26 protein-coding genes and 2 pseudogenes are annotated in these 24,078 nt (G+C 34.4%); 8 read left to right on the plus strand and 20 right to left on the minus strand.

Features of this window, described 5'->3' with window-relative positions; translation table 11 throughout:
* Positions 1-1,074 (minus strand): annotated as a pseudogene (locus HMPREF1019_RS10185) (hypothetical protein); the annotation flags it as partial.
* A 760-nt stretch (positions 1,075-1,834) separates the two neighbouring features.
* Between HMPREF1019_RS10185 and HMPREF1019_RS09265 the strand changes: the two are divergent.
* From HMPREF1019_RS09265 to HMPREF1019_RS09285, 5 genes are all read left to right on the plus strand, one after another.
* Entirely contained in the window at positions 1,835-3,607 is a 1,773-nt protein-coding gene (locus HMPREF1019_RS09265; RefSeq protein ID WP_009295457.1) for a site-specific integrase, read from the plus strand.
* 82 nt (positions 3,608-3,689) lie between these two features.
* Positions 3,690-3,941: a type II toxin-antitoxin system Phd/YefM family antitoxin gene (locus HMPREF1019_RS09270; protein ID WP_009295321.1), complete on the plus strand. Its 252-nt coding sequence runs from the start codon at positions 3,690-3,692 to the stop codon at positions 3,939-3,941.
* A complete protein-coding gene (locus tag HMPREF1019_RS09275; RefSeq protein ID WP_009295458.1) occupies positions 3,931-4,218 on the plus strand; it encodes a type II toxin-antitoxin system RelE family toxin in 288 nt (95 codons plus the stop codon). Before HMPREF1019_RS09270 ends, HMPREF1019_RS09275 begins: the two co-directional genes overlap by 11 nt.
* A 366-nt stretch (positions 4,219-4,584) precedes the next feature.
* Positions 4,585-4,926: a plasmid mobilization protein gene (locus HMPREF1019_RS09280; RefSeq protein ID WP_009295459.1), complete on the plus strand. Its 342-nt coding sequence runs from the start codon at positions 4,585-4,587 to the stop codon at positions 4,924-4,926.
* A gap of 35 nt (positions 4,927-4,961) precedes the next feature.
* Complete coding sequence (locus HMPREF1019_RS09285) at positions 4,962-6,554, plus strand: relaxase/mobilization nuclease domain-containing protein (protein WP_009295460.1); 1,593 nt, start codon at positions 4,962-4,964, stop codon at positions 6,552-6,554.
* 667 nt (positions 6,555-7,221) lie between these two features.
* Here HMPREF1019_RS09285 and HMPREF1019_RS09290 read toward each other — a convergent pair.
* From HMPREF1019_RS09290 to HMPREF1019_RS09325, 8 genes and pseudogenes are all read right to left on the minus strand, one after another.
* The gene (locus HMPREF1019_RS09290) at positions 7,222-7,395 is read right to left on the minus strand and encodes a transposon-encoded TnpW family protein (protein ID WP_009295461.1); all 174 of its coding nucleotides are present in this window, start codon (positions 7,393-7,395) and stop codon (positions 7,222-7,224) included.
* A 61-nt stretch (positions 7,396-7,456) separates the two neighbouring features.
* On the minus strand, positions 7,457-7,753 hold the full coding sequence (locus HMPREF1019_RS10425) for an ATP-binding protein (RefSeq protein ID WP_107698022.1): 297 nt from the start codon (positions 7,751-7,753) through the stop codon (positions 7,457-7,459).
* Positions 7,754-8,113 (minus strand): ATP-binding protein, encoded by a 360-nt coding sequence (locus tag HMPREF1019_RS10430; RefSeq protein ID WP_009295463.1) that lies wholly within the window; start codon positions 8,111-8,113, stop codon positions 7,754-7,756.
* Positions 8,067-8,291, minus strand: a complete 225-nt coding sequence (locus tag HMPREF1019_RS10435) for a hypothetical protein (RefSeq protein WP_009295464.1) — start codon at positions 8,289-8,291, stop codon at positions 8,067-8,069. Before HMPREF1019_RS10435 ends, HMPREF1019_RS10430 begins: the two co-directional genes overlap by 47 nt.
* A gap of 201 nt (positions 8,292-8,492) precedes the next feature.
* Positions 8,493-8,837: a hypothetical protein gene (locus HMPREF1019_RS10195; protein WP_009295465.1), complete on the minus strand. Its 345-nt coding sequence runs from the start codon at positions 8,835-8,837 to the stop codon at positions 8,493-8,495.
* A gap of 769 nt (positions 8,838-9,606) precedes the next feature.
* Positions 9,607-9,795, minus strand: a pseudogene (locus tag HMPREF1019_RS10440) (DUF3847 domain-containing protein); the annotation flags it as partial.
* Positions 9,796-10,296: 501 nt separating this feature from the next.
* Positions 10,297-10,650, minus strand: a complete 354-nt coding sequence (locus HMPREF1019_RS09320) for a cupin domain-containing protein (RefSeq protein ID WP_009295467.1) — start codon at positions 10,648-10,650, stop codon at positions 10,297-10,299.
* A 77-nt stretch (positions 10,651-10,727) separates the two neighbouring features.
* Complete coding sequence (locus HMPREF1019_RS09325; protein WP_009295468.1) at positions 10,728-11,645, minus strand: type II restriction endonuclease; 918 nt, start codon at positions 11,643-11,645, stop codon at positions 10,728-10,730.
* Between the two features lie 128 nt (positions 11,646-11,773).
* On the opposite strand from HMPREF1019_RS09325, the gene dcm reads away from it, so the two are divergent.
* Positions 11,774-12,955: a DNA (cytosine-5-)-methyltransferase gene (gene dcm, locus HMPREF1019_RS09330; RefSeq protein WP_009295469.1), complete on the plus strand. Its 1,182-nt coding sequence runs from the start codon at positions 11,774-11,776 to the stop codon at positions 12,953-12,955.
* A 2-nt stretch (positions 12,956-12,957) separates the two neighbouring features.
* On the opposite strand, the gene HMPREF1019_RS10690 is transcribed toward dcm, so the two are convergent.
* Genes HMPREF1019_RS10690 through HMPREF1019_RS10705 form a run of 4 tightly spaced genes read right to left on the minus strand, consistent with a single transcriptional unit; the run spans position 12,958 to position 14,801 of the window.
* Positions 12,958-13,272 (minus strand): hypothetical protein, encoded by a 315-nt coding sequence (locus tag HMPREF1019_RS10690; protein WP_009295470.1) that lies wholly within the window; start codon positions 13,270-13,272, stop codon positions 12,958-12,960.
* Positions 13,214-13,609 carry a DUF4368 domain-containing protein gene (locus HMPREF1019_RS10695; protein ID WP_009295471.1) on the minus strand — a complete coding sequence of 132 codons (396 nt, stop codon included), beginning with the start codon at positions 13,607-13,609 and terminating at the stop codon, positions 13,214-13,216. The genes HMPREF1019_RS10690 and HMPREF1019_RS10695 overlap by 59 nt, the downstream gene beginning before the upstream one ends.
* 6 nt (positions 13,610-13,615) lie before the next feature.
* Positions 13,616-13,843: a zinc ribbon domain-containing protein gene (locus tag HMPREF1019_RS10700; protein WP_430516157.1), complete on the minus strand. Its 228-nt coding sequence runs from the start codon at positions 13,841-13,843 to the stop codon at positions 13,616-13,618.
* Positions 13,818-14,801 carry a recombinase family protein gene (locus HMPREF1019_RS10705; protein ID WP_009295472.1) on the minus strand — a complete coding sequence of 328 codons (984 nt, stop codon included), beginning with the start codon at positions 14,799-14,801 and terminating at the stop codon, positions 13,818-13,820. The genes HMPREF1019_RS10700 and HMPREF1019_RS10705 overlap by 26 nt, the downstream gene beginning before the upstream one ends.
* Before the next feature lie 74 nt (positions 14,802-14,875).
* Between HMPREF1019_RS10705 and HMPREF1019_RS09340 the strand changes: the two genes are divergently transcribed.
* Together HMPREF1019_RS09340 and HMPREF1019_RS10445 are read left to right on the plus strand one after the other, a co-directional pair.
* Positions 14,876-15,871: a Cj0814 family flagellar-dependent secreted protein gene (locus HMPREF1019_RS09340; RefSeq protein ID WP_410369113.1), complete on the plus strand. Its 996-nt coding sequence runs from the start codon at positions 14,876-14,878 to the stop codon at positions 15,869-15,871.
* Positions 15,872-16,034: 163 nt separating this feature from the next.
* A complete protein-coding gene (locus HMPREF1019_RS10445; RefSeq protein WP_009295474.1) occupies positions 16,035-16,667 on the plus strand; it encodes a hypothetical protein in 633 nt (210 codons plus the stop codon).
* An 89-nt stretch (positions 16,668-16,756) separates the two neighbouring features.
* On the opposite strand, the gene HMPREF1019_RS09350 is transcribed toward HMPREF1019_RS10445, so the two are convergent.
* From HMPREF1019_RS09350 to HMPREF1019_RS09375, 7 genes are all read right to left on the minus strand, one after another.
* The gene (locus tag HMPREF1019_RS09350) at positions 16,757-17,536 is read right to left on the minus strand and encodes a hypothetical protein (RefSeq protein WP_009295475.1); all 780 of its coding nucleotides are present in this window, start codon (positions 17,534-17,536) and stop codon (positions 16,757-16,759) included.
* Positions 17,537-17,549: 13 nt separating this feature from the next.
* A complete protein-coding gene (locus HMPREF1019_RS09355; RefSeq protein ID WP_009295476.1) occupies positions 17,550-18,716 on the minus strand; it encodes a Cj0814 family flagellar-dependent secreted protein in 1,167 nt (388 codons plus the stop codon).
* Between the two features lie 16 nt (positions 18,717-18,732).
* Positions 18,733-19,524, minus strand: coding sequence for a hypothetical protein (locus tag HMPREF1019_RS09360; protein WP_009295477.1), 792 nt, complete (start codon positions 19,522-19,524; stop codon positions 18,733-18,735).
* 14 nt (positions 19,525-19,538) lie between these two features.
* Positions 19,539-20,720 carry a Cj0814 family flagellar-dependent secreted protein gene (locus tag HMPREF1019_RS09365; RefSeq protein ID WP_009295478.1) on the minus strand — a complete coding sequence of 394 codons (1,182 nt, stop codon included), beginning with the start codon at positions 20,718-20,720 and terminating at the stop codon, positions 19,539-19,541.
* A gap of 96 nt (positions 20,721-20,816) precedes the next feature.
* Positions 20,817-21,515 carry a hypothetical protein gene (locus HMPREF1019_RS10450; protein ID WP_009295479.1) on the minus strand — a complete coding sequence of 233 codons (699 nt, stop codon included), beginning with the start codon at positions 21,513-21,515 and terminating at the stop codon, positions 20,817-20,819.
* A 240-nt stretch (positions 21,516-21,755) separates the two neighbouring features.
* Complete coding sequence (locus HMPREF1019_RS10455) at positions 21,756-22,571, minus strand: hypothetical protein (RefSeq protein WP_009295480.1); 816 nt, start codon at positions 22,569-22,571, stop codon at positions 21,756-21,758.
* A 105-nt stretch (positions 22,572-22,676) separates the two neighbouring features.
* The gene (locus HMPREF1019_RS09375; protein ID WP_009295481.1) at positions 22,677-23,828 is read right to left on the minus strand and encodes a Cj0814 family flagellar-dependent secreted protein; all 1,152 of its coding nucleotides are present in this window, start codon (positions 23,826-23,828) and stop codon (positions 22,677-22,679) included.
* Positions 23,829-24,078 lie beyond the last annotated feature (250 nt).

Below are 24,078 nucleotides of genomic sequence, written 5' to 3' on the forward strand. Positions count from 1 at the left end.
AGTCTCTTTTTCTTTTAAGACTTCTATATTTTTCTTTTTATATTCCTCTATGATCTTGTTTTGTTCTGTTACTTGCTCATCAAGAAGCTCTGCCTTTTCTTTTAGCTGTTCGTCTGATGTGATGGTTATATTCTCTTGCATTTGTTCAAAAACAGAATTTCTAAGACCTACTATTAAAGCTCTTTTTTCATTTGGCTCTAACCTAAAGTACTCGTCGCCCAACAAAGGCTCTTTCTTTTGCATATACTTATTTGCTTCCGCTTCTATAAGCTTTTGAATTTTCTCTTTTAACTCTTGCTCACTCTTATATTCACTTGCTATTTGGTGCATTTTGGTTAAATTCTTATGTCTATTTTTACCTGGCTTACCGCGAAGTACCTGACCTTCAAATGCCTCGGCTCCCATATCTTGCAGCTCTTGGCCAAATTTTGCTGTTTTTGACCTGCCGCTAAATCTCAAATTTGCATGCTTTTCAAAGCTGTAGTTTGTAAAAAAGATATGAAAGTGCTTAGTCTTCTCATCATTATGTTCAGCTACAAGCAGACACTTTGCGCCATACTTCGCGCAGTATGCGTTTACAAATCTCATTACTCTATCCATATGTATGTTTTCATTTATAAATTTTGACTCTTCGTCGTTTAGCCCTTCTTTTGGCTCCTTCTCTCTATCTGTGCCAAACGTGATGATAATCTCACAAAAGCTACGCATATCTTTGCGCCAAGACTTTTTTATAACAGTATCTTTGCCATTTCGCTTTTGTGTATAGGACTGCGCGGTATAGTCTTCTTTAAAGCTATCCTGAAAACCTTTAAGTAATTTCTTTACAAAAGCCATATTATGTAGTTCATCATCTTTGCTATTGGCATCTCTCATATTGCCATTGCCATTAAACTCGCTTAGGAGCTTGTAACGATTAATAGTGACTGGATTTTTGTTGAGATACTTTATATGCTCAGTTTGATTTTTCTCACGGCACGCATGTGCAAATCTACCTATAGCTCTACCATATGTTAAAAAACCCGACCTTACGTTTAAAACTAGGTTGTGATCATTTATTGTATATGCATTAGCCATGGCAAATCACCTCACTACATAAACTTTTTTTCGTGCTAGCAGTGCTAGTTACTATTAATGAAAATTTTTTCATTTTTATCCTTTTTAAAGATATTTATAGTAATTACACCAATTTTGGAAAAAATCTGCGCTAGAAATGCAAATTTTTGTAAAAAAGTTTATTTTTTAGAAAGAAAAATTAAAAATATTAAAAGGATAGAGCTTAAAACTACGTATTTAAGGGGATTCTAGATAAAAAGCTAGAAGTAAAAATTTAAAGCAAATCTATTTTTTATGGTATTAAAAGGACGATGGCTTTATAATCATTGGAATTTTTAAGAGACTGTCCCACTTTAGTAACTAAGTGTCCCACTCTTAAAGGAAATTTTAAAGAAAGGGAAAGAACAAAAGCATCACTGCTAGTGCCTAAAATAGGGTGTTATGGTGTCACGGGGGAGACTTGAACTCCCGACCTCCGGCTTATGAGGATTTTTTATGTGAGCTCACAAAAGCCTGAAATACGCACTTTAGACGATTTTTTACTTAGTCATTACATAAAACTGTTCCATTTTTGACCGGTTGACTATTAAATATGGGACAACACTTAAGGGAGCGAAACGGTATATATTACTACCGAGCGGCACTTGCTCCAAGCATCAGAAAATTTTTTAACGAAAAGCGAGAAATTTGCTTCTCCACATCCACTAGTCTCTTGGAAAAAGCCAGAAAAAGGGCTAAAATTCTAGATAATAATCTTTACCTGATAAAAAGGGCGGTTCACATGAATCTTAGTGATAGCATAATCCAATCTTTTGTAAATTCGTTTATGAAAGTAAAGCTTAGCAAGAGCATTAAAGAGCACTCTCTTCTTAACAAGAAGATGGATGTAGAATTTCTAAATGCGCTCAATGACTACTTTAAACAAAGTTTGATAGATGGCGATCTACCTCAAATTTTAATTAAGGATATAAGCAATATCACTAACACTGCTGGCGCTCTTGGTAGCAAGGATAAAGAGAACATAGGGCAAACTCTTTTAGAGAAAAACATACTAACACTTAACTATCTTGTATCAAAGCTTGAGAAGAGCAGTGTGCTCTTTGATGACAAGCGTGAGCACTTTTTCCTTGAAGATGGCTCTAATGATACTAAAGCCACGCCTAGTTCGTTTGATGCTAAGGATATAGATTCTTTTCAAGAAAATATAAAAGAGCTTGAAGATAGTGGTTGTTTGCCCATTACTGATGGGCAGCTTAAGGCTATGGCTCAGAGGATTAGCGAGACGGTTTATGCCATACTAGATCAAAAGTATGGCTCAACTTCAAATTTAAAGCTAGTAAGAACAAAGAATGACCATAGAAGCATGGAAGATATTATATTGGATCCAAATCCACCAAAAAATATCAAGATAAAATTAGATGACGATAGTAGCTTTAGTATTTTTAATCCTAGCGCCAAAATAACCAAAGAGTATGAGATCAGGCAAGTACTGCAAGCGACATCTGGCTCTAGCAATCAATTCTCAGCTTTAAATTTAGAAGATCAAAAGAGCTTAAAGGATGCATTCGAGATATTTGAGACAAACACTAAAAGAGCTGACAAGTGGTCGCCAGATACGCAAAGATTAGTTACTGGCGTAAAAAAGCTCTTATTTTTATACTTTAACGAAGATACGCCAGTTTATAGGATCACGAGAGATAACTTGCTTGAATTTAGAGATCTTCTTTATAAAATTCCAACTAAGCTAGCTCAAAAGAGCAGGTATAAAGATAAAAGTTTATCTCAGATACTTAAGCTAGGAGAAAATGACGATAAACTCTCTGAGCCTACTATCCAAAAATATATGATAAGGGTTATTCAGTTTTTTAACTACTGCTTTGATAGCGGCTATATAAGTAAAAGCATAACTGCAAAAATGAATGTCAAGATAGACATAGACCCTAGCGAAAGGGCAGTGCTTCCATACGAAGCATCAGAAGCTAGAAAGATCTTTGAGATAGTAACTAGTATCAAACAAAGTGGTAAATCACCAAGTTCAAGGATAGAGGCTAGTGAGCTCTACTACGTCACAATGATAGCTGCTTATAGTGGCATGAGGATAAAAGAGATCACACAGCTTCATAAGGAAGATATAGCTTTAAAAGATGGGATTTACTGCTTTAACATAAACACAAATGATGGTAAAACCACCAAGACCAAAAACAGCATTAGGTTTGTGCCTATTCATAGTAAGCTCATAGATCTAGGTCTGCTAGAATATGTTAATAGCAAGAAAAGCGGAAATATATTTAAGGTAAGCAATAAGGACTTCTCTGAAATTTTTAGAAGCCAGATCCAAAGAAAGTTTATAGACAAAGACTCTAAAAAGACCTTCTACTCTTTTAGGCACTACTTTATAGACTATCTAGTGCAACGCGAGGTAGAAGCTAACCTTATAGCCCAGATAGTAGGACATGAAAAGCAGTATAAAATTTTACTAAACACTTATGCCAAGCCTATTAATGCAAACACACTAAAGGCTAAAGTAGAGATGGTATCGTATGATAATGAGTAGGGATAAATTTCAAAGCATAAACTTTTAAGACTATCTTTATATCTTATTTAGTATTATTTTAGGTATTAAATAAAGGATAAAAATGCAAACTATACAAGCAAATTTTACAGCTAGCATAAGTGAGCTAAAAAAGTCTCCAGCTCAAATTTTAAAACAAGCCGGAGATAATGTCGTAGCTATACTAAACCACAATGTCCCTAGTGCATATCTAGTACCAAGTGCTGTCTATGAAAAAATGGCAGAGATAATAGAAGAGTATCATCTAAGTAAAGCAGTAGATGCTGCTCTAGCAAGTGGTGAAAAACCAGTAAAAGTAAGCTTAGATGAGCTATGAGTTAGAGTTCTTACCAGGCGCTTTAAAAGAGTGGCAAAAGCTAGACAATAGCATAAAAGTGCAGTTTAAAAAGAAGCTAAGTGAGCGTCTAGAAAACCCAAAGGTTGCCAAGGACAAGCTACGAGGCTACGAAGATGTCTATAAGATCAAGTTAAGAGATGTCGGCTACCGCTTGGCATATCAGGTAAAAGATAGTGAGATAGTAGTGTTAGTGCTAGTTGTCGGCAAAAGAGAGAACAACGAAGTATACGAGATGCTAAAGGATAAATTTAACTAAGCATAAAGCTAGACTTTAGTTATCTGTGATTTGCTAGTAACTAATTTTATGTTATTAGCTTGTCCTATCTAAAGTGCTCTTTTATGATGAGCATAACCCCTATATTTTTATTATTTTATTTTCTTAATTTCATACTAGACTAAATTTTTAAGAGAAAATCCAGAAGCTACAAAAATTATATTATATATTTCATAGTATTTTTAAAAAACACGCATTTTAGCGGCCTGAAGCCTACCGAATTCCTTGTTTTAGGCTGTGAAATTTTATAAAATAACCTTAAAAGATATTTAAAGAGCAAGTCTGACAAAAATTTTTATGGCATAGGATTTTTTGAGTGGCTTCTTCTTAGATTGGGAGTAAATTTACGTGAGTTCTGAAAAGATAAAAAAACGCAAGGTAACCAAAGTCATAACTAAAAGACTTAGGCTAAGTAATGCAGAATGGTTGGTGATTAATAATAAATTACAAGAAAGTGGCCTAACTTTCTCAAAATTTGCCCTAAGAGCTATGTTGTCTAAGCAGATTTATGCACCAATTATAAGGGAACTTCTAATTGAGCTATCTAGACAAGGACAAAACATAAACCAAATAGCCACCAAATTAAATAGTGGGCAAAGCCTAGATAGAGTTGGTATTGAGATCATAGCCGACGATAATAAGATCTTACATAAAATTTATGAAATATTGGGTAAAAAATATGTTTCTTGATTCGCCTTGTATCAATACAAATAAAGGCACTAGTGATGCTAGTTAAATTTCTTCGTACTTATACTGGTGGTGGCCTTGGGAGCATAAATTATCTTTTAAATGAGAGAAAAGCTGCTGGAACAGCAAGAGTTATAAAAGGTGATGAAAATTTAACTAGAGCTATTATAAAAGGCATCACCTATAAACAAAAGACCTGTTTTGGTGTTTTATCATTTGAAGAGAGGCATGACTTTTTAACTGAAGAGCAAAAACTAAAAATTATTAAGGATTTTGAATATGCTCTTTTGGGTGAATATATGCTTGAACGTACAAATGTATTATGGGTAGAACACTCAGACAAGGATGGACGGCTTGAGTTAAATTTCCTTATCCCTAAGATAGATCTTGAAACAGACAGGTCATTTAATCCTTATTTTGCCAAATATGATCAAACGAGAATAGATCTAATCAAAAAGATCATTAACGATGAGTATGGACTATCAAGTCCAGATGATCCAGCAAAAGAGCAAACTATATTGTCTAGCAAGAAAAACATCAATCATTATAAAAATTTAGAAGAGCTAGACCAAAAGTTGCACGATCTGGTTAAGCAAGGCTATATTAAAAATAGAGACCACATGATCGAACTTCTTAAACAAAATGGTATCGAAATAACCAGGATCAACAAAAAAGGCATAACGATCATACTGCCTACTAAAAAAACAAAAAATCGTCTAAAAGGAGGAATATACGATGCAGACTTCACCAGTGCTCAAAGACTTGGAGAACTCAGCCAAAGCTCAAGCAGAAGAATTAGAGAATTCCATGATAGAAATACACAAGCAGAGTGCAGAGAAAATAGGCGAAAACTTGAGGAGCTTATTGCTAAAAGAGATAGATTTAATCAAGAAAGATATGTCGAAAGAACTTCAAAAAACAATATCCTTGCATCACAAGGACAGATCGGTGATAATCTCGCTATCAGCGGCTACCGCACTAATTTTGGGAATAGCAATTGGCTGGGTAGTGCACGCAATGATATTAAAGGAAGAAGTAGCTTGGACGATACCAAAACAATGGAGATACAGCCAACCTACTGCGGACAAGACCCAGAGGGAGTATTACATATCGATTCCAAAAGACAAAGAGATAATAGAGAACGAGAGCAGGAAATTTATATTAATGAAAATGGAGTAGAGGATGACAGCATTAGAGAAAGCATTGCTAGAAGAGAACGAGCGCTTGACGAAGACGATCGAAGACGAAAGGAGCAAGCACGAATTAGAAACAATGAATTTGCAACAAGACTGCGAGAAGAAGCTCGCGATATTACAGACAAATGTGACAGAGCTAACAAAGAAAGTCAAGAGCTTGAACAAAGATTGCAACGACGCCTTAACGGAATCTTTGCAGCAACAAAGAGATATGTACGAGAGTTCAATATCTTGCTTGGAAGAAAAATTAGAAAATTTAGAAGAAAAATTCCAAAATTTGAGAGAAGAATACGAGAGCTTACAGATAGAGCACAAGATGCTACAAGAATATGTAGAGAATTTATAGAGGAGCGTGAATACTCCCAAAAAGCCAGCATATATCACCATGTGGGTGATGTATGCAAGGAAAAAACTCAAAGTCTAGATATGTTTTAAACGTAGAGACTCTACTAAGTTTATTACATAATCATCTCATTTATTACTTCCAAACATTATTTGTTACGTTGCCATTTTAAAAATATACTAAAATATATTTTGTAGATCATAAAAAATAATTTAGTCTAATTATTTTTGTTCTTATGGCTGCCTTTAATCAACTTAAGCTTTTATTAAAAAAAGCCTATCTTGCATGGCCACTTTAATAAAGAAAATATTTTTTAAGCGTGGGTCAAGGGAGCGGCAAGCTATCCTTGCGAGCCTCTATGGAGATGCAAATGGTAACATTTTGTAGCTACATAGAGTATGCTCGCCCTAATATCTGAATTGAATTTTGGCGCATACTGGAATTAAATCAGTCCCACCAAAGAATGACTTAGTAAAAGTAAATTTTTGTAATTTTTGTGATTGGCATATTTGTCACTTGTTTATTTTGACTGATAAATTTGGATAGTCAATTATTTTATGGTTACTTTAATTAAAACTTAAAAAGCAAGAAGCTAGGAGGCAAACCACGAATGATATTAGCATCTTAAGCACCAATATAAATTCATACACTAAGCAACAGCACAAACAAGGCAGGTCTGCAAATTTTAGTGATATTTTTAACCAAAAGACCAAAGAAAAGATTAGCGAGCCAAACCTGTAACAACTTGTCAAGGACTTTCTAATCATTTTTATCATTTTTTTGATGTTTTTCACTCTCAATTTCTCTAAGCATTATGCGTTTCAATTTGTCTTGCATTGTTTCAGTAGTATTTTTATTAAAATGTACAACAACTTCATAGGTAGTTTTTCCAATCTTCTTTATTGTTTTTGTTTCTGTATTATTTTTTTGCATATCATCATTCCTTTTCTTGCAATTAAAAAGCGATTAGAATTTTTTACTTTTCCAATCGCTCTCATTCATCTATTAAGTTTTGTGCTTTCTTCAGCTTTTCTTTGCTCTGTATTTTTCTTCTATCAAGTCCCGTTATCCTAAGAGGTAAACACATCTCGATTATCCTTGAATAAATCCTGCCAAGCATTATATCTTCCTGTTCTTTTTCTATATCTTTGAAATTAAGGTTAGTAGTTATAATGGTTGGTCTTGCCTTTAGGTATCTTGCATTGATTACATTGTAAATTTGCTCTAAGGCATATTCTGTATTTCTCTCTATTCCAAAATCATCAAGAATTAGTAGGGTAGGGCTTGTTATCTATTCGATATATTCGTTTCTATCAAGATTAAAGCCGCCTTTTTGTAAGTCGTTTAATATCTGTGCAAAGTTCCTCATTTTTACTGTATGGCTATATTCTGTAATTATAGCGTTGGCAATAGCACAAGCTACATAGGTCTTGCCACTTCCTACATTTCCGTAAAGTAACAGTCCAACATTATCTTTTCTCATTTCTTCAAAATGTTTTACATAGTTCTTTGCTTTTTTGATGATTTCCTTATCTGTATCTTCATCGGCATTTTTAAAGGTGTAGGCTATTTGATTTTTGGATATAAAGCAGCTTTGTCTCAACCTATCTTGTTTTAACAGTTTTTTCTTGTTCAGCTCTATCTCTATCACATTTACAAGCCGTTCTGATAATCATAGGCTTATCCAACATCGGAATTACCTTACCGTCTATTCTTTCATTACAAATCTTGCAATAGATATGTCCGTCTTCTTCATAGTGAGTATCTTTGTTGTAGATAAAATCTGTCCCTTGAATTTTTGTAGTAATCATATTTTCTTTATCATTCATAATTTTAGTCTCCTTTTCTACATCAGGCTCTATAATGCGTTTTTAAGGCTTATTTTTATCTTAACCATAGTCTGACACCTCTTTTATGATTAAACCCTTAAAAACACCTTTTATAGGCTGTCGCTGTCTTCATAGTTGGTTGAATAGGTTCTATGGCTTTTATTTTGATTATTTTTCTGTGATAGCTTTTCTTTATCCTGTTCATACCAATTCATACCAATTAAGGATTGTTACATAGTGGTCTTTGTAGTCTGTGCCTTTACTTTTGATATATCTTAATAGCTTTTCAGTCATTGTATCTGTATGACCTTTCAGCCTATCTTTTAGATTTTGGTATTTTTCATCGGTTAAATGAATATTTTGATACTCTCCATAAAGGGACACTGGGGCAACCTGTTCTATTCTCCTCTTATCTAATCTACCCTTAACTATACTATGCGGACAAACGGTTGACACTTGGTTGTCATTTGGTATACCAAGATTTTCAACCTTGATATATGCTCCATTTTCCGTTTGCGTTATACTTTGCTTTTCTTCAAGATACATCGTTTCTTTTCGTCTGTCATTTCTGATGTAGTTATTTATCTTCCAATAGGTAATGACTATAACCCCTCTTTAAAAGACAATTACAAAACCTTTTGTAATTAGAATCTTTAAGTCATCATCATCTGCCCTCATAGATAGATGAAAATACAGGCATTGGCTACTTAATGGCATATCCAAAAATAAGTCGCTATCCACTATCTTTATTGAAAACATCCTTTTATCTGCCATTTTTCTCTCCTATCTTTTGTTATGAAAATGTAGCAACAAATCGTTACTCCTTTTATCTTTTAAGGAAGTCGTGTTTCACTACCCCCTTTGATTAGTACTGTCTTTGATTTAGGTACACTCCCATTTTGGGAATGTGGCATTTGTCATCTTCTTATTTTTCTTTTGTTGTTTTAGATGTCGGTCTTAAAAATACTTTTGCTTTTCTATAAACTGAATGAGCGTTTTGAAACGGTACAATAGAAAAAGCCGACTATACTTTTAACTTTTGTTGTTTCAGTATGTCGGCTTAATGTAAGCTATCTGTTTCAAATTTTTATTGTCAAGGGTGAGCGATAGTGAATGTGCTTTACCCTTGATGATAAAAAAGCGAATGAATTATATTCAGTTGTCTTTTGCCTTTAATACGGAAAAATGCTTCGGCTTTTTTCTTTGCTCCCCGCAAGGGTAAAAGCACCGCAGGTCGCAAGGACACCTAAAGGGTGTATAATTGCGCCCTTAGAAAATCTAAGGGAATTACAATTATACTATGTCCTTGCGTTTCTTAGTCTTTTTGAAATGCTCTTTGCAAAATAGCCTTTATTTCTTCATTACTTTTCTCGCTTGCTCCCTCAATTAAACTTTCTAAGATTGCTCCTCGCTCTATCAATCTATGGTTTCGCTTTTTTCTTTCTTCAAGGCTCGTTTGCTTTCTGATTTTCTTTTCCTGATTTTTAAGCTGAGATAGTTTCTTTTCATATTTTTTTTCTTCTTACTTGCTTTCAATCTTTTCTTTTACTTTTTCTAATTCTGTTTTTATTGTCCATAAATTTCATCTCCTTTCAAGTTTTTTTCATAAGAAAAGACGATAGATGTTTTACTTTCTATCGTCTTGAATCTGTATTATTCAGCTCGACAAACTGAAATTTGACTTACTTCTTGTATTTCTCAACGATTATGCCTGCTACAATACCTACAATAAATCCCGCCGTAGTAACAGCCGAAAACTTAAACTTACCCCAAAGAGAAGGAAGCGCAGAAATCGCAAGTGCATACCAAAACAGATTACTACTGAGCAACCAACCATATAAATAACTATGCTCACCAGTTGAAATATTAGTAAATAGCCAACCAATCAAGTTGCTCTCACCAATATATCACCAGATATACAGCTATGTATCCCAATGTTATATAAACATTTTTCTTTCTCAAGTATAATCACAATCCTTTGTCAAACGGGAATTTTATTTTCCTGTCACTCGTTTATAGGATCATAGTCGGAAGGGACAGGTGCTACTATACTTACAAAGATGATATCCTCATCTCCAGTATTTTTTGCTCCGTGGCAGGAGTCTTTCTTCGATACTATGACATGGCCTTTCTTGAATGGAACCTCTTCATTAGGCTGGGGGTAGAATATTCCCTCTCCCTGAAGGACGATCCATATATCGTCGGAATTGTGGTGATAGTGCTTTTGCAATGTCTGACCGGGTTTGATAACCCAGACCGATCCGCCTGTAGATTCTGTCTGATAAAACGGTGTTCTGACAGCCTTTTCCGGATCCTCTTTTTTTACAAGGTCCATGCAATAGATTCTCTGTTCGCTCATGATTATTTGCTCCTTTGTATTCCATAGTTTAATCTAAAAAATGCGATTTAATGATATACCGACAAATTCTAATTTGTCTACTTCTTTATGTTTTTTAATCGCTCATCATAATATTCTTCTACAAATTTATGATTTTGGTGTTTTTCAATTTGCTTAGTGATAAGCTCTATCATTTGCTCATTTTGTTCTACTGTGTAGTTGAAATTTTTCCAATGAGAAACATTGTCTAAACATATTTCAACCAACTTTTCAAAGGTTAATACCCTTTCATTATCGGAATAATATGTTTCTTTTATATTTTTTGTTGTTGTAACTTGTATATTAGCCTCATATAGAGTGTTCAATACATCAGAGCTAATAGAAGTATCAAGAGTTGCTAAAAACATTTCTCTTGCACCTGTTCTTCCCATTTCTTCAGGTACTTCTTGCCATCTTTCTCTTAATGTGGTTTTTGCACTAATTAAGACAGTATTTCTCTTATTTACAATGTATTCTAAAACACCCGGAGAAACTAAATCTACCAATTTACCAAGACCTTTATTGACAAACTCTTGTTTACCTATATTACCTTGACTGTCAAGTGGAATCCCTGCACCAATCAAAATGAGTTCTATAATACTTTCAAATTCTTTACCTGCTCTACTCCTCCTACTTTGAGTATTTGACAAAGTCAAAGCATATATATGTTCCGGAAATTCTTCCACAAACCAAGTAATTGCCTCTATTGGTGTAAGAGTTTTGATATACTCATCATCAACTAACTCTTTTAGCATTTTTGAAGTAAAGTCTTTTTCTAATGGCTGAAATTCACTCCAACAGCTATTTCTAAGTTTTTCAACAACTTCACTTGCATTACTTAAAAAGAATTCTTTAGGGGCTTTGTCGTATCCTAATGTAATAAAATTATCATAAACTAAGTCATAAGGCTGTTTAAAGCCTTCTTTCCTTTTTTCTTTAACTAAGTTTTTATATTCATCAAGAGAAATATTTGCCATAACTCTTTTCCTTTCTTGAAAAATTTTCTTCTATATGGTACAATAGTGTCAAATAGAGGACAGTTAGTCCTTGAAATAACATATATAAATATAAACTTGAAATAACATATATAAAAAGGATAATATATATGAATATTATACCACAAGTCATAGATAATTCCCCTGCTATTTTAATAAAAAATAAGCGTATCAGATTACAAATGACTCAAAAAGAATTAGCTGATGCTGTTGGTATGTCCAAATTCGGAGATAGGACAATTCGCAGATGGGAAAATGGAGAAAGTCAGCCATCGTCCATTGAGCTGAAACATATTTTATCATTTCCTGAAAAAGTACCTTTCCCCAATAATGAAAATGCCCCCTATAAAATCATTGATTTATTTGCCGGAATTGGTGGTACAAGGCTTGGATTTTACCAAACAGGTAAAACAAATGTCGTATTCAGTAGTGAAATTGATAAATTTGCAGTAAAAACATATAAGGCAAATTTTGGTGAAACTCCTTTTGGAGATATTACAAAAATATCTGAAAAAGATATTCCTAATCATGATATTATTGTCGGTGGTTTTCCTTGTCAAGCATTTAGTCAAGCCGGTAAAAAGCTTGGTTTTGAAGATACTCGTGGAACATTATTTTTTGAAATTGCAAGAATTATTAAAGAGAAACGACCTAAGGCATTTCTTCTTGAAAATGTCAAAAACCTAAAATCTCACGATAAAGGTCGTACCTATAAAACAATAGAAAAAACATTAAAGGATTTAAACTACGATGTTCATTCTATTATACTTAAAGCAAAAGACTTCGGTGTTCCACAAAATAGAGAGCGTATTTACATTGTTGGATTTGATAAGGATAAAATAGATAACTATAAAGATTTTTCTTTTCCAATTCCTCCCTGCCCAGATGTTTCTGTGGGAAATATTTTAGAGCAAAATGTTGATACTAAATACACCATTTCAAATGCACTTTGGCAAGGTCATCAACGACGAAAGAAAGAACATAAAATAAAGGGAAATGGATTTGGTTACACATTGTTCAATGAAAACAGTCCTTATACAAATACATTATCTGCAAGATATTATAAAGACGGGAGTGAAATACTTATTGAGCAAAAAGGAAAAAATCCACGAAAACTAACACCTCGTGAAGCTGCAAGACTTCAAGGCTTCCCCGAAAACTATATCATTCCTGTAAGTGATACTCAAAGTTACAAACAGTTTGGTAATTCTGTTGCCGTTACTGTTATCCATGCAATTGCAAATAACATAATTGATATACTTGATACCTGTACTAAAAAAGAGATTAACTAACTTCAATCTCTTTTTTCTAACTTATTAACTTGTATACCTGCCCTTTTCAGAACCTTTAATTTTTCTTGTTTTCTCTGTTCTCTCCTTGCCTTATACCTTTCCTCATATTCCTGTTGTTTTCCATTTACTTTACGCTTTAAGTAGTTTTGATGAAGTCTATCTTTTCTTTCCTTGATTTTTCTCTCTTCTTCCTCAATTTTTAATCTTTCTTCTTCTTCAGTCAATTCTTCTTTTGGTGGCTCATAGTTACCGATAAAATTAAAATATATCTCTATTTTTTTGCTTTGATGTTTGACTACTTTTTCTATTCCTTTCATGAACAATAATCTTTTCTACAAACTCATTTATCATTGTAGTTGTAAGTTCATCAAAATTTTCATATCGGCTTATTAGAGATATAAACTTTTTCGCCTTATCTGTTTCTTTTTCATATCTTAATATTGCAAACTCTAAGTCTTTAATTTCTTTGCTTAAAGCTATTTGCTCTGTTTCATATTGACTGTTAAGTATCTCATATCTATTACTTGGTATTTTTTCAAGTATCATATCTTCGTAAATACGGCACATCAATCGTTCAAGTTCCTGAAGCCTGTTTTTACTTTCCATTAATCTTATTTTTGTCTTTTCTATCTCTACTTTTTCCTTTTCTTCCATTTCATTTTAAATGGAACGGATAAAGGCTTCGTGATCTTCATCAAGATATTTTTTAATGTCTTTTAAGGTTTCCTGTATAAGGTTTAAGACTGCTTCCGCTTTTATCCTGTGAGTAGATGGACAAAGCGTTCCACAGGGTACTTTCGTGTAAGCACTGCAAGTGTAGTAGGGAATATTTTTGTAATTACTTGTTCTATGAACATACATTTTACTGCCACAATCTGCATAATACATAAGGCCAAGTTAAAGGGTGATATTCTCCCCAACCATCGGGATACCTTTTTACATTTCCTCTTATCCTTTGCACATTATCAAAGGTTTCTTGGTCTATAATTGCCTCGTGGGTATTTTCAAATATCAGCCAGTTTTCTTCAGATACATATTTGCTTTTCTTATCCTTGAAATGCTTTCTTGTTTTGAAGTTTACAGTATGACCTAAATATTCCTGTTTCTTTAAGATACTTACAATTGTAGAACTGCACCAACGATAAGGATGTTCAAACACTTTGCTTTGATGTAGTCCATATCCTAATTTTTGCTGATGGTAAGCAGGTATATCTACTTTTTCACTTTCCAATATCTTTGCTATTCGATACGGACCATTGCCTTGCATGGTCAGATTGAATATTCTCCTTACTATCTCCGCTGCTTTTTCATCTACAATCCACTTATCTTTGTCTTTTTCATCTTTGATATATCCATAAGGTGGAGAGCTTGCCGTATGCTTTCCGCTTTCCCCCTTTGACCTGAATGTAGATTGTATTTTTCTTGAAGTATCTCTTGTATACCATTCATTCATAATATTTCTAAAAGGGGTAAAATCATCTTCTCTATAAAAGCTATCTACATTATCATTGATAGCAATGAGCCTAACTCCCTTTTGTCTTAAGATTTCCATACATTGACCGACTTTAAGATAGTCTCTGCCAAGTCTACTCATATCTTTTACGATTATACAACCTATTATATTACCTTGATTAACTCCGTTCATCATTGCCATAAAGCCCGGTCTATCAAACTGTGTTCCGCTTATTCCATCATTTGTAAAATGTATGATGTTGCTTAAATTATTTTTACCTGCATATTCTTCAAGGATTTTCTTTTGATTTACAATAGAATTGCTTTCTCCTTGAAGTTCATCATCACGACTTAATCTCTCATAGAGTGCTGTTATCTTTTCATAATTCCTCATTTTTACCCCCTTTCTCTTAGTTTCTTAAATAAAAAAGAATTAAGAAGTACATATTTCACTAATATAGTGATTAAGTGTTCTCCTTAATTCTATTACTCCAAGAGCCAGCTAAATTTACTTATACTATTCCCTCTCAAAACAGTCTCGTCTCTTTAAATTTTAATGACCTTCAAGCTTATGGCTACACAGTGGATAAAGCAGGTTTTATGGGAGCTGATTTTAACAAAGCCGCAGGCTTGCCAAAGGACTTTAAAATCCATAAAAGCACACTTGATGAGTTTAGTAGATTTGCCGAGCGCAACCATGTGCTAAACCGCATCAAAAGCAAAGACGAGCAGATAAAGATCTTTGATAATATTGATATGGCTGACACCATAAAGCACTACTACAGACTATTTGATCAAATGACCTCTGCTTTAGGCGATGATAAAAAGAGCTACACCCTTGCAGATATAGGCAAACTACCAAAAGGCTACAGCACAAAAGGCACTCACTACGATGCCAAAGGACACCTGCTAAAGGATCTATCAAACTCTACTATCTCAAACATCTACTCTAGCAGCGATGAGCTAAATAGCGCCAAATCTCTTAGTAAAGAGCTTTCAAGTGCAGGCGTTAGGCTCATAGTAAAAGAGGTTGATTTTACGATGAGCGAAGCAGGCGATGAGTTTAGCTTCAACCCTGATATGTCGGTATATCAAGCAGATGAAGGTTACAGCAAAGAGGCTCTTTTTATGGGATTTTTGCGCAGCTCTAGACCGCTACCAAGTGATAGTGCAAAGACTAAGCTTAGCAGTGCTGCCTTAAATGATATCTCAAGCACTGGAGAGCATAAAGAGTATTTTGTGGATTTTGAAAAAGTGGGCAAAGATAGTGAGAGCATAAAAGCGCTCATAAAAGAAAGACTTAAAGAGCTAACACTTTTAATGTATGCAAGATCAAAGAACATTAACGCAGAAAGTGTCACCTCAAACGAATATGAGAAATTTAAGCCAACTAGCGAGGATATAAATTCTCTAGCAAATTCTTGGAGCGAGAGGATAGGCTCTGTTAGCAAGACTTTTGTGTAGAGAGAAGTCATATATAAACTAAATTGTTGAAAGGTCGATTTAGTTATTGATTATACTCTAGCCCATAAAAGCATTAAACCTAAGTAGGTTGAATTCATATTCTTTAGCTGAATGTGTGTTAGTGTATAAAACAGCACTGCTGGATAGGTGGTAATATGCTCTAATGCAAATTAATACCATTAAAACCTATGAAAGAGATGCTGGAATATCTAAACAAAGTGAGACCTTAACAATGCTTAATAATATAACCTATTCGCCAAATCTAAATAACGATTCACTATTTGAAGGAAGTAGAGTTAATTATAAGAAAGTGATGGGCAATAGCACAAACTTTACTGGACCTTTTAAATTCTACAATGATAACAAAAAAACCATTTGGGGCAAAACATCAGATAATGATTTAGAAGGACAAAAGATACGTCAAACTTTAGCAAGATTTGGTTTGTCTTTTAGTAATGAGGGTCGTGAGCTTCTCGAGTCGTCTAATATAAGTGTAGATGAATTTATTGAGAGGTATTCTAAAGTTATAAATAGTAGTATGCCACAAGAGATTGGTGATGATAGACTAATGGATCAAAAAAGCGATCATGAAGAACAAGACAATCAAACTGACACGCAAAAACAAGAAACCTTTAAGCCTATGCAAGTAACTAAAAAATTTAAAACTTATGATATGCAAGCCGATGAAAAATTTAAAGAATTTTACAAATTTATAAAAACTGAATTTGATAATGGCGAAAGCATATTTGAAATTTTAGAAAAAGTCGCAAATAAAAAAGTGGATAAAACCGTATAGAGGGTCAAATTTAAAGCAATCACTACTTTATACGATAAATAAGATAGCTATTTTTTATCCATCAAGCCATCTTATTTAAAATTTGCTTCTTATCTATCTTTTATCTTTTGCATAAGCTCTAAGACGTCTATGCCTCTTTTTTCTTTGAAATTTAAAAGCTCTCTTGCATAGAGAAATTTTTGATCCTTATTTATATCATAGGTCTCATACTTCTTTTTAACCTGCATAGGTTTAAATTTCTTCTCATTTTGCTCTTTAGCGAAATTTGCATTGTATTCTTGTTCTTCTTTATGTAGTTTGGCTAGAAATTCTTTATGCTCTTTTGTAGTTTTTTCTACGTCTTCTTTATAAAGCTTTTTAAACTCTTCTATACTTAGATCAGCTCTAACAAACAAAGCAGCACCATCATTGCTCATCATAGTGCCTTCTGGAAATGATTTTACAAAGGCTTCTAGTTCTGCCTCCTCTTCTGCTGTGCCAAGACCAATCATAAAGCCAATTATTGTTGGCTTGCCATCAACAGAGTTTGTAAGTAGCCAATCCATATAGCTTTGTAACTCTCCAACTCTAAATTCTTCCATAGTTTCTGGAGGGTATTTTGATGCTAAAGCTCTTCTTTCTTTCATTGGATAATCAGACAGCATATTATCTATTCGATTTATAGTATCTGTTATCCAGCCCTCTTTACTTTGGTCTATATCAATAAATTCTTTTACATTATCAGTCCAGGGTCTAAACATATACTTTGAGTAATCAAATTTTTCTTCGATGACGCTTTTGTCTTGCTTGCCTTCTTTGGCTACATTTTCTTTTTGGATAGTGTTATCTTGTATCGGTGTATTGCTAAGTCCGTTTATGCTAGTTATCATTTTAAGCTCCCCCTTACGCCTTTATATCAACGTCTCTTTTTATACCAAGCATATCCACTAGATATTTTCCAGCTGGGTTTTCATTTAGCTCTTTTACTAAATTTAAAGGTGGCATGCTAAATTTTAAAAAGCTATCCATAAAGTCTTTGCTCTTTTTGCCGTCTTTGTCTATCTCACCAAAGAGTAGCTTTAACATTTTTAGATTGCGCTCCATCATCTTTTTAAATGAGAGTTCGTCTTCTTCATCTGAATACTTACCGACAAACCCAGTCGTTAGATCTACATAGACAAGGTCTCTTTTATACTTAACATACTCTTGCATATATTCAGGCATACCAGATAGATCAGAGTCGCTTGCTTTGTTGAAATTTGCTCCAAATTTCATCTCACCCATAAGCTCAAATAGCTCAAATGCCCTACTAAATTCTTTACTATCTACGCTCTTATCAAAGCCTTGCTTCTTTCCAAAAACGGTGGTTTCACCTTCTTTGACGTCAAGGTTGCTATTTATAACGGCTGCTAAAAGTCCGCCTCTAGTTATAGAGCCATCTTTGTTTGTGTATCTTTCGCCGTGTGGATCGATAAAAACACCACTTCCCACACTCTCTTTGCCACCATTATTGTTGTTAAAGATATCTGTTGTTGGCTTTAGTGGCTGCATGCCATCTCCGCCATCAAAGCTTGGGTTGAAAAAGAGCGTGCTTATCATCTGCTTGTTTGACTCTTTGTAGTTAAAGCTAGAAGCAGCTGCATCAAAGTCATAAATGGAGTTATGGATCTTAGTTACTTGCATACTTTGGCGGTTATAAGAAAAGCCTTGTGGGAAATTTCTTATCTCGTCAATGCTAAAGCTATCTTTTGAATTTAGCGTGTCTTCGCCAACGACTTGGCAGAGAATTTTGTAGGCATTGCCAGCAGTCTTTGCTATATCTATGCTTTTAAAGGTGCGACTAAAAAATGATGTCCCCTCTGCAACATTGACTAAAGACTCCAGCGTGCTTGAGTGAATTTTATATTCACTTGGGATGCCAGCTTGTTTATTAAACTCATCTGTAAAGTAGCCATCCTTATCTACCTTGTAGCCTAAAACCTCTGAGCTGGTTTGTTTGGTGGCAACTTTGGTTGATACCTTTATGTTCTGCTCTAAATTTAAGGGGTAGCTACCAAGTGCGTTTATCATCTAATATCCTTTAAATTTAAGCCATCTTATTTAAAATTTGCTTCTTATCTATCTTTTGCATAAGCTCTAAGACGTCTATGCCTCTTTTTTCTTTGAAATTTAAAAGCTCTCTTGCATAGAGAAATTTTTGATCCTTATTTATATCATAGGTCTCATACTTCTTCTTAACCTGCATAGGTTTAAATTTCTTCTCGCTTTGCTCTTTAGCGAAATTTGCATTGTATTCTTGTTCTTCCTTAATTATCTGCTTTCTTTGTTCTTCAACATCCTTTGTAGCTTTTTCTCTTGCTTTGGCAAATAAAGTCTTAAATTCATCTATGCTTAGGTCGGTTCTATCTAAAAGACTAAGCGACTCCTTGTTTTCATTTGGATAAAGAGAAGACATGCTATCCATAAAAGCTCTTAGGTCAGCCTCCTCTTCTTTTGTGCCAAGACCTATTAGTTTGCCCATCATGGTTGGCTTGCCATCAACAGAGTTTTCCTTTAATATATCAGAATACATTATAAGGACTTGATCTTTTGCTTCTTCTAAAGTTTTTGGCTGTTTCATCGACATGGCGTTGCGATCTTGTTCGGTATTGTAACGCTTAGAAAGCATATTATCTATTTTGCTTATCGTTTTTGCAACCCAATTATCTTCATTTTCGTCTATGTCAATAATCTCTTTTATGCTCTTTCCAACTGGACCATACCATAAAGCTTCTATTTTGGCCTTTTCATCATCTTTGGTATCTTTAGGGATATTTTCTTTTTGGATAGTGGTTTCTTGTATCGATGTGTTGCTAAGTCCGTTTATGCTAGTTATCATTTTAACCCCCCCCCTTACGCCTTTATATCAACATCTCTTTTTATACCAAGCATATCTACTAGGTATTTTCCAGCTGGGTTTTCATTTAGCTCTTTTACTAAATTTAAAGGTGGCATGCTAAATTTTAAAAAGCTATCCATAAAGTCTTTGCTCTTTTTGCCGTCTTTGTCTATCTCACCAAAGAGTAGCTTTAGCATTTTTAGATTATGCTCCATCATCTTTTTAAATGAGAGTTCGTCTTCTTCATATCCCCTACGTCTATCTTCAGGAGTGCTGACAAAGCCACTTTGTAAGTCGATATAGATAAAGTCTCTTTTAGATCTAATGTGATCTTGCATATATTTAGGCATACCTGCTATATCGTTATCGGTAGCATTTATAAAGCCAGGTCCAAATTTCATCTCGCCCATAAGTTCAAACAGCTCAAAAGCTCTATTAAATTCTTTACTATCTATGCTCTTATCATAGCCTTCTCTTTTGCCTTGTGCTGTTGTCTCGCCCTCTCTTACATCAAGGTTGTTGTTTATAACGGCTGCTATAAGTCCGCCTTTAGTTATTGAGCCATCTTTATTAGTGTATTTCTCTCCATGCGGATCCATAAATACACCACTTCCCACACTCTCCTTGCCGCCATTGTTGTTGTTAAAGATATCTGTTGTTGGCTTTAGTGGCTGTCTGCCGTCTCCTCCTTTAAAGCTTGGGTTGAAAAAAAGCGTGCTTATCATCTGCTTATTTGACTCTTTGCCGTTAAAATCAGCCGCAGCCGAGCCAAATTCATGAATGGAGTTATGGATCTTGGTTACTTGCATACTTTGGCGGTTATACTCAAAGCCTTGAGGGAAATTTCTTATCTCATCTAAGCTAAAGCTTTCTTTTGAGTTTAGTGTGTCTTCGCCAACGACTTGGGAGAGGATTTTGTAGGCATTATTTACGGTTTTTAGTATATCGATGCTGTCAAAAGTCCTTTGCATATAGTCAGACTGCGTCTCTATCCTTACTAACGACTCCAGCGTACTTGAGTGGATTTTATATTCGCTTGGTATGCCAGCTTGCTTGTTAAACTCATCTGTAAAGTAGCCATCTTTATCTACCTTGTAGCCTAAAACTAAAGAGCTGGTTTGGTTGGTGGCAACTTTGGTTGATACCTTTATGTTCTGCTCTAAATTCAAGGAGTAGCTACCAAGTGCGTTTATCATCTTAGATCCTTTTAGCTCAAACTCATACCAAAGATATCGTCTTTTTTATGAAAAGATTTATTTCACCAGGGATTTCTAGTCTGCATAAATTTACTCCTAAACTCTTGTATCTACCTTTTTATAAAGCCTATCTTTGCTAGATGGTTCTTTAAATTTTAGGTCGTTTTCAAGGTAGGTGATGTTGTAAATTTCTTTAGTGGTGATGCTTTTGCCATTTTCAAGTCCGATTAGGAATTTACTTGTAAATTTATCAGTGAGGTTTTTAACGAGCTTTGCTCCAAGCTCTTTTAGGCTAGATATCTTCTCATCTTGCTTTATACCTATATCTTTAAAGTCAAGTCTATTTAGCTCTACATCATTCATAGCTTTAGCGTCTAAATTTATACTTGCTCTTTTGCTATCCTTGTCATCTTTGCTGATTAGCTTGCCAGTGTCGTTATAAATTTCTTTTACCTCTAGCTCTCTTCCGCTGTCAAATTTAAGTGTGATCGTGCCATTTTTATTTAGCTTCATAGCTATTACGCTGTCTGTGTCTTTTAGTGCAGCTGCTGCCTTGCTCGTATCACTCTCAAAAGCATGCTTTACTCTTTCTAAATTTTCTAGGCTAAACTCAAGCCCAGTTGCTTTTTCAAACTCACTCTCCATAGCGATCATATAAGATGACTTTGTGGCTTTTAGCTTTGAGATGAGATCATCTGCATCCTCTACATCATTTTCTTTTAAATTTTTGCTTATCCACTCTACATCTTTGCTATGAGCGCTAGACTCTTTTTGGTAGTCGTTATAAAATTTCATAAAGCTATCTTTTTGATAGCCTGCGTATGAAAAGCTCTCATCTTGTTTAGATCCAGAAGGCTTTATGATAGGGTTAAACTCACTAAGCTTTTTCTTGCCGTCAAAGCCAACTTTCTCATAGGCAAAGTTGTTTAAGCCGCTCTCTTCGTTAAATATCTTATTATCCCTAAGATCTACCCAGCCGTCTTTGTCTGCATGGTCTTTGAAAAATTTATTAGTCTCTTCTTTGTCTATCTTTTGTTAGCGATACTCGGCTGAAAATAGAGTATAAGGGTTTGAGTTATTTAAACTAACTCTGTAATCAACTGTGTTCTTGCTAGCAAAGTCCATAGCCTCATGGCTTAAATTTCTAATATCTTTTTTGATAAAGTCGTTAAGGTTTATCTCGCTTACAACTTCGCTTAGTTTGAAAATTTTCTCATTTCCATCTTTGTCGTAGCCTCTAACCTTTAGCTTATCAAAGTATTTATCACCAGAATTTATCACTCCGTCCTTGTTGCTATCAAAGTTAAATAAAAATCCATTTGCATCTAGCTTGCCTATACCTAGTTTGTCATTATCGTCATAAAGATCCAAAAAGACCTCCACGTCACCCAGTGAGGTTTTTATCGTTTTTTCATAGGCGTAGTCATTTAAATTTGTAAATTTAGTATCTGCTGCCGCAATGGGCTTAATGGGAGTTTTTGAATTTATAGATGAGAAATAGGTGCTAGTTTGATCCACTTTCCTTAGCGCTGAGGCATCTTCGCCAAAGAGATATTTGTTCTCAAAGTCTTTTTTGTCCCAGTTTCTTCTTTGTATATCCACATAAGAAAAAGCATCGTTTGTCCCACTATCTGCTTTAGCATACTCTGACTTCACGCCACTGGTGCTGGCGCTTTGGATGATAGAGTAAGTGCTATTTGAGATAAGCTTAGTAGCGATGTCTTTAAGCTCAGACTTTAAATTTGTATTGTCTAAAGTTTGCACTCTATCTACGCCAAGAAGGACCCTTGAATAGATCATATCTTTGGGTAAATTTATATTTATGGGCTCTAAATTTGGTGATATATTCATTCTAAATCCTTTTAAAATATATATCTTATATCGGCAAATATAAAAAATGTTTAGTAGTTTATAGTCTAAAAGGGCTTAGAGCGAATGCCTACTATGTTATATTTTTTAAAGCTCTCTTGTCTTCGTCCTCTCATCAAATTCTTTTAAAACGTCCATTATCTTGCTTGCTAGTCCCTCAAGTGTTTGATCTTTTTTAAGCTCTAAATTTCTAAGCTTTAAAATCCTGGCTAGTATATCTTTTAGATCTTTCTTGCCAGATAGTATCTCATCATAATAAGCCTTTGGTATGCCTATCTCACTTCTATCTTGTTTTGTAAGTATTAATGAACTTTTATACACATTAAGAGCCTCGTCGGTTATCCTTGTTGTGCCACCTTGTAGCACAAGACCTTGCTCGTTTTTTAAAAATGCTACAAAGATTTGCTCCTTTGTATAGCCTTGTTCATTATCATATACAGACATATCAGGCTTGAAGTCATATCCAGCACTACTAACCCACATATAAGGGATAGTATGCTCAGTTGTCATCACTTCTGGAGAAAAGTCAAGGAAATTTCCATTGACTTCTACATTTATATCGCTTAGATCATTTATTAGCTTGCGTGCATTTTCTACGTCTTGAGTTGTTCTAAAGATATGAGTTATCTTTTCATTGCTTCTATCGGTTAGCCCATCTAGCTCATCGCTAGTCATCCTACCCATTAAGTATTCGTAATGCTCTATTTTTTTATCTTTTGAAAAGTAGCCCTTTGGCATCTTTGCCAGATCTTCATTTGAGTAAAACTCTTTGCCCTTACTGATCACTCCAGCTGAAATTTGATCAAAAATTTTATAGTATTGCTTTATTGTGTCTGCTAGATCGATATTTGCAAAACTATCCTCTCCAAAGAGTTGGTTATCTTTTTTTGTTTCCATTGAAAAATTTATACTATTTGGGTGCTTTTGATTGTGCAGCACTATCGCATCAAGTGTGCTTTTGTGAATTTTAAAGTCTTGTGGCAAGTCTGCAGCTTTGTTAAAGTCAGCTCCCATAAATCCTTTAGGATCTACACTATATCCATAACCCTCTTGTGAAGTAAATTTAGCCTGATAAAGAGAGTCGATACTGCTAGATGAAACAAAGTCATTCTTAGGAATAGTGGTTTGGCTGATCGAATTTATATTTGGAGTGTTAGGCAAGAAATTTGCAAAGCCTTCGCTTTTTGTCTGTTTTTGGTAGTGCTGTTTTGTTAAGATGGAGTTATAAGAGACTTTCATAGCTTACTCCTTGAAATTTAGCTTCAAAGAGTAAGCAAAAGTTGTGCCGAAAAATTTAAGCGAGATAAATTTATGTTTGCTCGCTTTGAAATAAAATTTTACCTATGGGCAAAAATAAAAGCAAATTTATAGAAAGCATCTTGTAAAATAAATCAATCCTGAAAAAATGTACCGCTTTTTATAAAAACTGTACCATACTTTTAGGAAATTTTAAAGAAAGGGAAACTGCAAAAAGGGCAGTTAAAGTATC

The sequence above is a fragment of the Campylobacter sp. 10_1_50 genome, assembly GCF_000238755.1.
Lineage (GTDB): Bacteria > Campylobacterota > Campylobacteria > Campylobacterales > Campylobacteraceae > Campylobacter_A > Campylobacter_A concisus_R.